The sequence below is a fragment of the Pseudomonas sp. KH_024_B2 genome, assembly GCF_057839965.1.
The window spans coordinates 3255757-3268463 of the sequence record NZ_CM174502.1 but is presented as its reverse complement, the minus strand read 5'-3'; the positions used below and the strand labels follow the sequence as shown (position 1 = coordinate 3268463).

The 12707-nt window shown below is 57.5% G+C and carries 11 protein-coding genes; 5 read left to right on the top strand and 6 right to left on the bottom strand.

Annotated features, from left to right (window positions below; all coding sequences use genetic code 11):
• Positions 1-168: 168 nt before the first annotated feature.
• Genes gnd through AC3I0A_RS15245 form a run of 3 tightly spaced genes read left to right on the top strand, consistent with a single transcriptional unit; the run spans position 169 to position 3487 of the window.
• Entirely contained in the window at positions 169-1149 is a 981-nt protein-coding gene (gene gnd / locus AC3I0A_RS15255; RefSeq protein ID WP_489372779.1) for a phosphogluconate dehydrogenase (NAD(+)-dependent, decarboxylating), read from the top strand.
• The gene (gene zwf, locus AC3I0A_RS15250; RefSeq protein WP_489372778.1) at positions 1146-2666 is read left to right on the top strand and encodes a glucose-6-phosphate dehydrogenase; all 1521 of its coding nucleotides are present in this window, start codon (positions 1146-1148) and stop codon (positions 2664-2666) included. The genes gnd and zwf overlap by 4 nt, the downstream gene beginning before the upstream one ends.
• Positions 2663-3487 (top strand): HAD family hydrolase, encoded by an 825-nt coding sequence (locus AC3I0A_RS15245; protein WP_489372776.1) that lies wholly within the window; start codon positions 2663-2665, stop codon positions 3485-3487. Before zwf ends, AC3I0A_RS15245 begins: the two co-directional genes overlap by 4 nt.
• 134 nt (positions 3488-3621) lie before the next feature.
• On the opposite strand, the gene nhaB is transcribed toward AC3I0A_RS15245, so the two are convergent.
• Complete coding sequence (gene nhaB, locus AC3I0A_RS15240; RefSeq protein WP_489372774.1) at positions 3622-5124, bottom strand: sodium/proton antiporter NhaB; 1503 nt, start codon at positions 5122-5124, stop codon at positions 3622-3624.
• Positions 5125-5408: 284 nt separating this feature from the next.
• Between nhaB and AC3I0A_RS15235 the strand changes: the two genes are divergently transcribed.
• Entirely contained in the window at positions 5409-6638 is a 1230-nt protein-coding gene (locus tag AC3I0A_RS15235; protein ID WP_489372772.1) for a hypothetical protein, read from the top strand.
• Positions 6639-6850: 212 nt separating this feature from the next.
• On the opposite strand, the gene AC3I0A_RS15230 is transcribed toward AC3I0A_RS15235, so the two are convergent.
• Complete coding sequence (locus AC3I0A_RS15230; RefSeq protein ID WP_489372770.1) at positions 6851-7111, bottom strand: DUF1652 domain-containing protein; 261 nt, start codon at positions 7109-7111, stop codon at positions 6851-6853.
• 352 nt (positions 7112-7463) lie between these two features.
• Between AC3I0A_RS15230 and AC3I0A_RS15225 the strand changes: the two genes are divergently transcribed.
• Entirely contained in the window at positions 7464-8789 is a 1326-nt protein-coding gene (locus AC3I0A_RS15225) for a sigma-54 dependent transcriptional regulator (RefSeq protein WP_489372769.1), read from the top strand.
• Positions 8790-8850: 61 nt separating this feature from the next.
• On the opposite strand, the gene fapF is transcribed toward AC3I0A_RS15225, so the two are convergent.
• From fapF to AC3I0A_RS15205, 4 genes are all read right to left on the bottom strand, one after another.
• Positions 8851-10149, bottom strand: a complete 1299-nt coding sequence (gene fapF / locus AC3I0A_RS15220) for a fibril amyloid transporter FapF (protein ID WP_489372767.1) — start codon at positions 10147-10149, stop codon at positions 8851-8853.
• Positions 10150-10194: 45 nt separating this feature from the next.
• The gene (gene fapE, locus AC3I0A_RS15215; RefSeq protein ID WP_489372765.1) at positions 10195-10941 is read right to left on the bottom strand and encodes a fibril amyloid subunit FapE; all 747 of its coding nucleotides are present in this window, start codon (positions 10939-10941) and stop codon (positions 10195-10197) included.
• Between the two features lie 44 nt (positions 10942-10985).
• Positions 10986-11666, bottom strand: coding sequence for a C39 family peptidase (locus tag AC3I0A_RS15210; RefSeq protein WP_489372763.1), 681 nt, complete (start codon positions 11664-11666; stop codon positions 10986-10988).
• A 62-nt stretch (positions 11667-11728) separates the two neighbouring features.
• Positions 11729-12664 carry a heme utilization protein gene (locus AC3I0A_RS15205; RefSeq protein WP_489372762.1) on the bottom strand — a complete coding sequence of 312 codons (936 nt, stop codon included), beginning with the start codon at positions 12662-12664 and terminating at the stop codon, positions 11729-11731.
• Between the last annotated feature and the right edge of the window lie 43 nt (positions 12665-12707).

Genomic DNA, 12707 nt, shown 5'->3' with positions numbered 1-12707 from the left:
TTTTTTATTTTTTATTGTCCTTGTGTCTTCGTCGCGATTTCTGACGTGATCCTGCGCATCGATCCCCTTGACGGGAAACTATGTCGAGCCGCTCTGGACTAACCCTCATTAGCCTCATTGCGCTATAACCTTTGACACGTCTTTATTTGTAGTAGGGAGCATCAGTACATGCAACTCGGGATTATTGGACTGGGCCGCATGGGCGGCAATATTGCGCGACGCCTGATGCTCAATGGGCATACCACCGTGGTCTACGACCGCAACGCAGCATTTGTCAGCGCCTTGAGCGAAGAGGGCGCAACTGGCGTGGCGGATTTACCGGCGCTGGTCGCGGGCCTGGAAAAACCACGAGCGGTCTGGGTGATGCTGCCGGCCGGCGCTCCAACCGAAGACACCATCGAAACCTTGAGCCAACTGCTCGACGCCGGCGATGTGATCATCGACGGTGGCAACACCTTCTATAAGGACGACATCCGCCGCGCCAGGACGTTGTCGGAAAGCGGCCTGCACTACATCGACGTCGGCACCTCCGGCGGCGTGTGGGGGCTGGAGCGTGGTTACTGCATGATGATTGGCGGCGATAGCGAAGTGGTCAAACGTCTCGACCCGCTGTTCGACAGCCTGGCGCCCGGCCTGGGTGACATCCCACGGACCAGGGATCGCGTGGCCGAAGATGATCGCGCCGAACGCGGTTACATCCATGCAGGTCCTGCGGGTTCCGGGCACTTCGTGAAGATGATCCACAACGGCATCGAATATGGAATGATGCAGGCGTTCGCCGAGGGTTTCGACATCCTCAAGACCAAGGCGTCCGAGAACCTGCCGGAAGATCAGCGCTTTGACCTGAACGTGGCGGACATCGCCGAAGTCTGGCGTCGTGGCAGCGTGGTCTCGTCCTGGCTGCTGGACCTGACCGCCGATGCGCTGGCCAGCGACCCTAAACTCGACGGCTACTCTGGCGCCGTGGCCGACAGTGGCGAGGGCCGCTGGACCATCGAGGCGGCCATGGAGCAATCGGTGCCGGTACCGGTCCTGTCCAACTCGTTGTTCGCGCGCTTTCGTTCGCGCCAACAAAGCACTTACGGCGACAAACTGTTATCAGCCATGCGCTTCGGCTTTGGCGGCCATGTCGAGACACCGAAAAAATGACCTCGCACCGAAAAAAAAACAAGGCAGAACCCGCGCCGCCGACCACGCTGTTTCTGTTCGGCGCCCATGGTGATCTGGTCAAGCGGCTGCTGATGCCGGCGCTGTACAACCTGAGTCGTGACGGTTTACTGGACGATGGCCTGCGCATCGTGGGCGTCGATCACAACGCTATCAGTGATGTGGACTTCGCCAGGAAAATCGAGGACTTCATTCGTGCCGAGGTGGCCAACAAGGTCGGTAAAGGCAAGGAAGCCCTGGACCCGCTGTTGTGGTCCAAGCTGGCCAAGAGCATCAGCTACGTCCAGGGTGATTTCCTCGACGACAGTACCTACGAGGCACTGGCCGCGAAAATCGCCGCCAGTGGCAGCGCTAATGCGGTGTTTTATCTAGCGACCGCACCGCGCTTTTTCAGCGAAGTGGTGCGTCGCCTCGGATCCGCCGGCTTGCTCCTGGAAACCCCGGAAGCCTTTCGCCGGGTGGTGATCGAAAAACCGTTCGGCTCCGACCTGCAAACCGCCGAAGCGCTGAACGCCTGCCTGCTCAAGGTCATGACGGAGAAGCAGATCTACCGGATCGACCATTATCTGGGCAAGGAAACGGTCCAGAACATTCTCGTCAGCCGGTTTTCCAACAGTCTGTTCGAGGCCTTCTGGAACAACCATTACATCGATCATGTGCAGATCACCGCGGCGGAAACCGTCGGGGTCGAGACCCGCGGCAGCTTCTACGAAAATACCGGCGCGCTGCGGGACATGGTGCCCAATCATCTGTTTCAGCTGCTGGCGATGGTCGCTATGGAGCCGCCGGCCGCTTTTGGCGCCGATGCGGTGCGCGGAGAAAAAGCCAAGGTCATCGGGGCGATCCGTCCCTGGTCCACCGAGGAGGCGCTGGCTAACTCGGTACGCGGCCAGTACGCGGCGGGTGAGCTTGATGGCAAGCCGTTGGCCGGTTATCGCGAAGAGCCGAATGTGGCCCCCGACAGCAGCATCGAAACCTATGTCGCGCTAAAAATCATGATCGATAACTGGCGCTGGGTCGGCGTGCCGTTCTACCTGCGCACCGGCAAGCGCATGAGCGTGCGCGACACGGAAATCGTCATCTGTTTCAAACCCGCGCCGTACGCGCCGTTCCGCGATACCGAAGTCGATGAGCTGCAACCGACCTATCTGCGGATCCAGATTCAGCCCAATGAAGGCATGTGGTTCGACTTGCTGGCCAAGCGTCCCGGGCCTGCGTTGGCCATGGCCAACATCGAGCTGGGATTCGCCTACAAGGACTTCTTCGAAATGCAGCCGTCCACCGGCTACGAAACCCTGATCTACGACTGCCTGACCGGTGACCAGACGCTGTTCCAGCGTGCGGACAATATCGAGAATGGCTGGCGCGTCGTGCAACCTTTCCTCGATGCCTGGAAGGAGCAGTCCAGGGTTCAGACTTACGCGGCGGGCGAAGACGGCCCGGCCTCAGCAGAAGATTTGCTGACTCGAGACGGGCGCGTCTGGCACAGCCTCGGATGAGAGGTGTAACGGATTATCCGATCCAGTTTGTGCTCAGCGATATGGACGGCACCTTGTTGCTTCCCGACCACAGCCTCAGTCAGCGGACGATCGAGGCGGTGCGGGCGCTGCGTCGGGCCGGGGTGTTCTTCAGTCTGGCCACTGGCCGACCGCCCAAGGCCATGCTGCAGCAGATCGAGGCCTTGGGCGTCGATCTGCCGACGGCGGCGTTCAATGGCGGAACCATCGTTCATCCGGATGGCAGTTTTCTGGTCGCCCATTACCTGCCGCGGGATGCGGCAATCACCACCCTGGAGTTGTTTTGCGGGCAACCGGAGGTGGAGGTCTGGGTCTTCGCCGACGGTGACTGGTTGCTACGAGAGCCGACCGCGCCCATGGTTCCCCGTGAACAGCACAGCCTGGGTTATCCGCCAGTGACGGTCGAGAGTTTCGAGCCGTACCTTGAACGGATCGACAAAATCGTCGCCGCCAGCGCCAATGGGCAATTGTTGATTGAGCTCGAAGCGCGACTGCAACCCAAAGTCGAGGGCCAGGCCCAGGTTTCGCGTTCGCAACCGATCTACCTGGACGTAACCGCGATGCAGGCGACCAAGGGGCATGCCTTGGCAACCCTGGCCGAATTCCTCGGCGTGGCACTGGAGCAGACCGCGGCTATCGGCGATGGCGGCAACGACCCGCCGATGTTTCATCGCGCCGGGCTGTCGATTGCCATGGGGCAGGCGCCAGAAGAGGTGAAAGGGCAGGCCGACGTGGTCACTGGCAGCAATGTCGAGGATGGCGCGGCCGAGGCGATCGAGCGGTTTATTCTCGGGATGGGCTAGCCTGAGACACCGAGTCGCCTGAATCGCAGGCAAGCCAGCTCCCACACTGGACCGAGTACGGGTATCAATTTTCGGCCCGCCGCAGATCCAGTGTGGGAGCGTGGCTTGCCCGCGAAGAGGCCGGTGCAATCACCTCACAACCAGAAGCTCACCGCATACCACCCCAAAACCCCCATCACCACGGTATACGGCAACGCCATCCAGACCATCCGCCCGTACGACAGGCGAACCAGCGGCGCAATCGCCGACGTCAGCAGAAACAGAAACGCCGCTTGCCCATTCGGGGTCGCCACGCTTGGCAGGTTGGTGCCGGTGTTGATGGCGATCGCCAGGGTCTCGAAGTGTTCGCGGCTCATATGGCCGGAAATGAACGCCTGTTTCACTTCAGTGATGTAAATCGTCGCCACGAACACGTTATCGCTGATGGCCGACAACAGACCATTGGCGATAAACAGCATGCCCGGTTGCTGCTCTGGCGGCAGGGTCAGTACCCACTGAATCAATGGCGTGAACAGCTGTTGATCGTGAATCACCGCCACCACGGCGAAGAACACCACCAACAACGCGGTGAACGGCATTGCATCCTTGAAGGCATTACCGATGCGGTGCTCTTCGGTGATGCCGGTGAATGAGGTGATCAGCACGATCACCATCAAGCCGATCAGGCCGACTTCGGCAATGTGAAACCCCAGCCCACCAATCAGAATCAACGCCGCCAGGCCTTGGACCAGCAGCGCCGCGCGCTGACGCGAGGTGCGTTCGGCGTTGTCTTCAGCGGCATAGTTGGCCAGTACCGCGCGCACGTTGTCCGGCAGCAAGGTGCCGTAACCGAACCAGCGCAGCTTCTCCAGCAGCACGCAGGTCACCAGGCCGGCCACCAATACCGGCAGCGAGACCGGGGCCATTCTCAGGAAGAATTCGGCGAAGTGCCAGCCCATCTCATGGCCGATCAACAGGTTCTGCGGTTCGCCCACCAGGGTGCAGACACCGCCTAGCGCCGTGCCCACTGCGCCGTGCATCAGCAGGCTGCGCAGGAAAGCGCGGAATTGTTCGAGGTCTTCGTGGTGCAGCGTCGGCAGGTGTTGGTCGTCGTCGAACTCGCTGTCCTGGCGCGGGTCATTGCCCGAGGCCACGCGGTGATAGACCGAATAAAACCCCACCGCGGCGCTGATGATCACCGCCGTCACGGTCAATGCATCGAGAAACGCCGACAGAAACGCCGAAAGAAAACAGAACATCAGCCCCAGCAACGCCTTGGAGCGAACCCCTAACAGCAAGCGCGAGAACAGGAACAGCAGCAGGTCCTTCATGAAATAGATGCCTGCGACCATGAACATCAGCAACAGGATCACCGGGAAGTTATGCAGCAATTCGTCATACAGCGCCTGGGGCGTGGTCATGCTTAGCAGCAAGGCTTCGACCAGCAACAGCCCGCCGGGCAGCAGCGGGTAGCACTTGAGCGCCATGGCCAGGGTGAAAATGAACTCCACCACCAGCAGCCATCCGGCAGCCACCGGGCCGACGGTCCAGAGCACCAGCGGATTGAGGATCAGGAACGCGAGAATGCTTGCCTTGTACCAGCGTGGCGAATGCCCGAGAAAATTGTGCGCGAACGCCTGGGCCATTGAACCGGACATCGGCAGCTCCTTGTATTAAGAAGCGCGCAAGGTGCCGTAAGCGAAGGGGAAGTTCAAGGTGCGCTATTGCTTTACTGACTTGTGATTGATCGTCTGCATAGGCCCTTGAATACTGCAATCTCGTCTTTTTGCAAAGATACAACTGTCATTTATGACAGTTTCGAACGCTCAACAGTTCTGTTTGAATCATCCCGGTAAGTCGTGGGTTGTGATGACTGGCTTGTCAGGCGACTCAGGGCGTACCGCGAGCAGTATTCAAAACTATAGAGACAGGTGCAAACATCATGGAAATTCAGGCAAAAGAGGTCAGCCGGGTTGACCCGGGCAAACTCGACCCGAAATTTGTTGATTCTGGACAAATCAGACCCAACTTTCAGAGCGGCTCGGTCAGGGCCACTGTGTTATCAGCTGAAGGTGCCTTGACCTACGCTGCCTGGCAGGGAAAAGGTTTCACTTTATACCGCACCGATCCCGACGGTATCCCGGACCCAGGGTTTGGTGGTGGTAGTGGGAATACCGGTGAGTGGCAGTTTGTCGACGGTGAAGATGCAAGACCAACGCGCTTGCTATTGCAAAAGGATGGCAAGGTTCTGGTGATCGGCAATAGCCTGGAAGTCACCGGTCTCAAGCCGGCAGCACTGACACGTTTTAATGCCAACGGTAGCCCGGACCTGGTCTTCGGCAGGTTCGTTATCCCTATACCACACCGTGATTACGCCTTTGTGGATTGGATCGACGGTTGTCTGCAGGATGATGGAAAAATTCTCATAGCCTTCAGTTATTTCACTTCTACCTCCGGAGGGTCAGTACTGCTTCGCCTGCAAAGTAACGGTGAACTCGATACCAGCTTTGCCGGTACCGGTTTTGTCGAGGTCGAAAGTGAGGACACCACTATCTTGCTTCGTAGCGTTGTGATTCAAGACGGAAAAATCATTGTAGGAGGTGGCGCCACACCCGGTCAGCTGGTTCTTGTGCGTTATGACATGGAGGGGAAGATCGATACCAAATTTGGTGACAATGGTTTTGCTTTTTTTGCGACGGACGGCTTGTCACTCAGCTTTGGGCAACTCATCGTGCAGACGGATGACAAGCTGGTGTTTGCTGGCATGAAATCAGAAGGGGGCGTGAGGACAAGGGGCATCGTGATGAGGTTCACCGCAGACGGTCACCCCGATGAGCAGTGGAATGGCGGGCTTCCTGTATTGACCTACGCCAATAGTGCTCTTTTACGCTGGACTTCATTGGTCCAACAACTGGATGGCAAGCTCGTGGTGGTCGGATACACCGACAGCACAGTAGAGCAGCCGATTGCTCGGGATCTGATCGCTTGCAGGCTATTACCCAATGGTGTTCATGACATCAGCTTCGGTACGACCGGGTGGGTTCATGTCGGTACGTCAGGAGGATTGTCCTGGGATGTGAAGGTTCAGAGCAGTGCTCGTATTATCGTTGGCGGTGAAGCTTTCCTCGATAGTGGGCGTCGCGGCCCAGTGGTTTACGGGCTCCAGGCTTGAACTCATGCGAAGGGCCGCAATACCCTTCATGACCACCGAGGTCAAGATGTCATAACCGGCCACCCACTCACCCTGTGGGTGGCTCATTCTTCGGCACTGGACGCCGATACTTTTTCAGCTAAATACCATTCACTGGTTTCTTGACCAAAAATGGTTGAAAGAATGAGCATGTCCGTTCTTTCAACCATTGTCTTGCACCTGAAGGCAATGGCTTACTCCGGCATTGTCCAGGATTGCAGTGTGTAGCCTTCCTGACTCAACTCGGCGCGAGCCTCTTCCAGCAGACTTTCCAGCTGGGCAGGATCGGAGTAGGTGCTGCTTGGAATCTGTTTGCGGCCAATACGGGTATTGGTCCGGTCGATGACGGTCAGGCTGAGTTCGCCATTACCGTCGGCCCAGGCGACACACTGAAAAGGCTCGAATGCGTGGCCGGCAATCAAAAGTGCTTCGTTGATGCGGAGCGGGGCGTCCATGTGTCTTCTCTCCAAATGCCCAAACAAGTGATATGCCGCCGGTTGGGCTTACCGTTCGGCTGGTTACTAGTACTGATGCACAAAGAGGTGGGGCAGGTCACACGCAATAACAGGTTTTTTCAACTTTTCTTCAAATAGCCAGTTAAACAGTGCTTTTGAAAGCTGAATGAAAGGTTTGTAACTCAATAGGCAACTAACAAAGTCCGTTCTTATAGCGAATCAAGGATGATTGGGTATTGCCCCTATAATCAAACGATACAAGGCCGCGTCAAGTTGTTGCTAATGTTACAAACGGGCCCGCCAAATGATTGTTTCTAATAACATTTCTTAAATTTGGCGCCAAGGAACAGTCATGCTCGAAGCGCCTGCCCTACGACGACTGCTAGTGGTCGATCCTTGTGACGATTGTCATCGTCTGCTGCCTGGTTTGCGCACGGTCGGCTGGGACGTCGACAGCTGTACGTTGGAGGCCGCCACCGACCGTTCCTGCGATGTGGGTCTGTTGCGGTTGCAGCCGTTTCATCTGGAGCGACCGGAGGCGGTCAAGGAACTGATCAGCCACAGCGGGACCGAATGGATCGCCGTGCTTAGCCAGGACATGCTGCATTTGCAAAACGTTGGTGATTTTGTCTGCGAATGGTTTTTTGACTTTCATACCTTGCCTTTCGATGTATCGCGGGTTCAGGTGACCCTGGGGCGGGCATTCGGCATGGCGCGGTTGCGCGGTCAGGGCTCTATTCATGTCGATCAACCGGAGCATGAACTGCTGGGCGACAGTCGACCGATTCGCGAGTTGCGCAAACTCTTGAACAAACTGGCGCCGACCGAGTCGCCGGTATTGATTCGTGGCGAGAGCGGCACCGGCAAGGAGTTGGCGGCTAGAACCCTGCATCGGCAGTCCCAGCGTCACAGCAAGCCGTTCGTGGCGATCAATTGCGGTGCTATCCCCGAACATCTGATCCAGTCCGAACTCTTCGGGCATGAAAAGGGCGCTTTTACCGGCGCTCACCAACGCAAGATCGGACGTATCGAAGCGGCCCACGGCGGCACGCTGTTCCTCGACGAAATTGGCGATTTGCCGTTGGAGTTGCAAGCCAATCTGCTGCGGTTCTTACAGGAAAAGCACATCGAGCGGGTCGGTGGCAGTCAGCCGATTCCGGTAGACGTGCGGGTATTGGCAGCCACCCATGTCGATCTGGAAGCAGCCATCGAAAAAAAGCGTTTCCGTGAGGACTTGTATTACCGTTTGAATGTATTACAAGTCGTCACTGTGCCCTTGCGTGAGCGCCATGGTGACCTGTCGATGCTGGCCAATCACTTTTCGCACTTTTATAGCCAGGAAACCGGTCGACGTCCGCGCAGTTTCAGTGAGGATGCACTGGTAGCCATGGGCAAGCATGACTGGCCTGGCAATGTCCGTGAACTGGCCAATCGTGTTCGCCGCGGGTTGGTCCTGGCCGAGGGACGGCAAATCGAAGCGCAGGATCTGGGATTACTCAGCCCCCACTCCATCGCAACACCCATGGGCACCCTCGAAGACTACAAGCACCGCGCCGAACGCCAGGCGCTGTGCGACGTATTGAATCGGCACAGCGATAATTTGAGTGTGGCCGCCAGAGTATTGGGTGTATCGCGTCCGACGTTTTACCGACTGCTGCACAAGCATCAAATTCGTTAGGTTTCCCAAGGGAAGAGGCCCGCTGCGATTTCCATCGCAGCGGGCCTTTTCTTTTGGATCGCTAGAAGTAGTACGGGAGTTTCAGGCTGAAGGTGAAGTCCGGCGCATCATCGGTCAGACCAATGGACAGGTTGGGCACGATGGTCAGGTTGTCGGTGGCGGCCAGGGTCATGCCGACGTTGAAGTAGCCTGCGTTGGCATCGCTGGAAACCACCGATTGCCAATCGCCGCCATCGGGCTTGAGCTTGCTCTTTTTCTGAATCAGGTCGGAGAACGAAAACGACATACTCATTTTTTCGTTCAAGGCGAACGCGATGCCAGCACCGATCTGGAAGCTGTCGCCCAGTCTGACCTTGCCCGGGGTTTGCACATTGACCGTCGAGCTTATGTCGTCGAAAGACTCCTCCAGGTTGTGGGTGTAGGACAGGCTGCCGAAGAGAACGGCCGGGTCGTAGGTCTTGACCAGCGAGATCCCCGGAGTGACCGACCAGACGCCGTTACCGGTTGGCAGTTCGTCAGGTACGAACAGGTTGGTGTTGTTTTGCACCTGGCGCAGTTTGATCCCGAACGGCTCCTCGCCGGTGGGTGCCTTGACCCGCAGGGTCAGCACGGCATCCGGGGTGTTGACCGATTCGTCGAGAAATTTGTAGGCAATACCGAAGTGGACGTCGCCAAGGGCCGGATCTCGGGTGACCGTTTCTTCGCTGGTTACGCCTGCTGCGCCGTTATTGGCACCACCTGATTGATAGGTCGACTCACGGTAAACCACCGGTACGTTGAGTTCGAACTGCCAGCGGTTGTTGAAGTTGTAGCGCCCGGTGACGTCCAGAGTCCAGGTATCCGCCTTGATCCGGTCCAGGTTGATGTTGCCGAGGAAGATCGAGTCCAGGGCCAGGAAGCCATTGAGAATCAGCTGCCGGTTGTCATAGCGCGAATAGGTCAACCCGGTTTCGACGCTGAACTTGCCGCCACCGAAAAAGCCGCTGGCCTCGTCGTAGAGGTTGGAAACGCTTTGCGCCGGTTCCGAATCATCCTTGAGCGATTGACCGTAGGAACTGCCACCCGCAGCGCCCCCTGAGGCGGCGCGAGCACCAGTGCCTGCGACCTGCGTGTTGCCCTTCATGTCCGCTGGAGATTTGGCCAGGCGTCTGGGTTGTGGCGTGGCCGGTTGCTCCTCCACCTGACGAACCCGTTGCTCCAGTATCGCTAATGCTTTTTGCTGCACTTCGTATCGTTGTTTCAGCTCTAAAAGTTCCTGTTTCAGGCTCTCTACGTCCGCATCAGGTGCTGCTTGCAGCAGTGCTGCCGGATAGAGAGCGCTCAAGCATACAACCACTCTAAGCGCCGCTGATCGATACATGAGTTAACCCATCCCTTGTAGCCCAATGGTCGAGAACAGCGTAGTTCAATATCCCTGATTGCGTAGCCCTCTGAGTTGACTCAAATTGCAGTCCAGCGCACCGGCACTGTGGCCGTTATTGTTGAGCACCACGTTGAGTCGAGTCAGGTTGTTGACCTGGTTGCTGTTGCCCAGCAGTCGGGTGTTTTGCAGCAGGCCGCCGTGGGCCGTTTGCTGCAGGGACCTGCCCTGATTGTTATTGGCTTGAATCGCCATCTGGACGCCGCCGCCACTGGCGGATACCGCGACACTGCCAGCTTCATTACTGCTGGTAATCGTTTGTCCGCTCATCAACATCTGGCCTTGTGTGGGAGGCAGTGCCGGGGCCTGACTGGCTTCTGTAACGTTGATACTGACGTCGTTGTAGGCCGTATTGCCGTCGCCTGCGGCACGCACGCTTTGAGTGACGCCCTGGGTAGTACTCAGGCCTGCACCGCCGGTGATGTTCCCCGTGCCATGGCTGGGGGTGGTGCCATCGCCCGCTTGGCTGATGGTCGAGACATAGAATTCGGGTTTGATGGTGGACTGCTGGATCTGCATGAACGCGGTTGCGCCAATCAGATCACCACTGGCATTGCGCCAGGTGCTGCTCATGACAATGCCGAAGCTGATGATCCGCCCTGGCATGACATAACGACCGCGTAATTGCGCGAGTTCCTGATCCTTGACTTCTATCGGTTTGAATCCTGCGTTGGCAAGCGCAGGAAAGGTTGCTGCCAGGCAGGCGGCGGCCAGCCAGTATGAGGTTTTCATCTGCTGCTCCCGGAGCTTCCTGCCCCATTATCATTATTTGGCTTCTAGAAAAAGTCGCTCTGAATGAAACCAAAGTCCATCAGTTCTGCATCTTTGACGGGGTTGAAGGTATCCAGCTTGTTTTTCGCGGTCAGGGGGATCGGTGGGTCGAGCAAAGCGTTGGTTTTGTCGTAACCGGTGCCGATGATTGCGAAGACGATGCCGTTCCAGCCTTTGACAAAGTCCGCGTGGGAATAGCGTTTATGGCCCAGTACCGGGTCACCTATGTAGACCCAGTCCTTGTGTGCCCGCTGCATCACCACGAAGTGCTTGTAGCCGCGAACTTCCATCAGTACCACCACCGGAATCGTCACGGCCGCAAGCTTTTCTGGAGGAATCCGGTAACCCCGGGCACGCATGCCGATGCTTTCTATGTAGCGCTTCATGTCGAGCATGGAGAAACCTTGAGTGCGTACAAGGTTCTGGTCAGCGTTGACCAGCATGCCTTTGATGACATGCTCCTCATCGACGTCGAGCCAGTAGGCTTGGCGTAACACCGTGGCCAGTGCAGCGGCGCCGCAACTGAAATCGGTTTTCTGTTCGACCAGGTCGCTGAATTTGCGCTCGCGCACGCTTTGTACAGGCTTGTACACCAGGTTTCCGCCCGGGAGGACGGCGACCGGCATTTGTGCGGCCTGAGTCAGGCCAGCCAGGCAAAGGAGGAAGGTGAGGGCAGCCATACGCATGATCGATTCGCCTTGTGGGGACTGTGGAAAGCCCCGTTTCCGGGGCTTTTTGATCATCGTGGTTAGAACGTGCTTGGGCAGGCATTGCAGCCGGCAGCAATGGACATCGAGTTGCTTTGTTGGTTACCCACACCCGCCGCTACGTTGGCGCCACCGTTGCCGGAGAAGCCGTTCATCGAACCGCTCATGCCGGCGAAGTTCACCACTGGGTCTTTCCAGCCGTCTTTGGTCAGCACTTGCTGGGTCGTTACGCCAGAGAGATCGATAGTGCCTTGTTCGTGGAAGGTGAATCTGTCCCCATGGTGGCCAATGCGGCCCCTGCCAGTACCCTCGTAAGTGCCACTGGACTCGACAGTGCCGGTAAGGGTGTCTGTTTTGTAAGTCCGCACACCTTTGTTGTCCACATCCAGACCGCCGGAGTATTGGTCAGCGTCAGCTGATGCGGTCGCTACGCGTCCGCCGGACACGGCGATTGCCAGGTTGTTTTTCTGTTGGTTGAAGTTGCCGGCAGCCACGTTGATGCCAATGTTGCCGGAACCGTTATTGCCCGAATTGTCCAGCGTAGCGGTGTTTTGCGTGGAGAAGTTTCTGACGGAGTTATTGGTGTTGTCCTGGTACGCGGTGGACGATGCCACGGCACTGCCGAAGATGAAACTTTCATCAGCGGTAGCCAGAGCGACGGCATTGTCTTGTTGGTTGCCGTCACCGCCCGCCACGTTGGCGCCCATATTGCCGTCGGAGCCGTTCATCGAGTCGTCGACTTCGGCACTGTTTTCGGTGGCCTGGTTGAGCACTGAGTTGTTCGAGCTTTCCTGGTAGTCGCCTACGGTCGCGGTAGCGGCGGCATCGATTGAAAGCTGCTGTTCCCAGGTTGGACCTTTGGGTCCGTGATGGTGGTGACCATGCCCGTGTTCGTTTCTGCCGTTTGCTTGTACAGCCATAGCCATGATCGCCGCCAGAGCGAAGACCAGTGGTTTGAGAGCCGTTGTGGGTTTCATGGTGTTTCTCCGTGCTTATTAGTTGGTTAAGTGTCGGTACGTT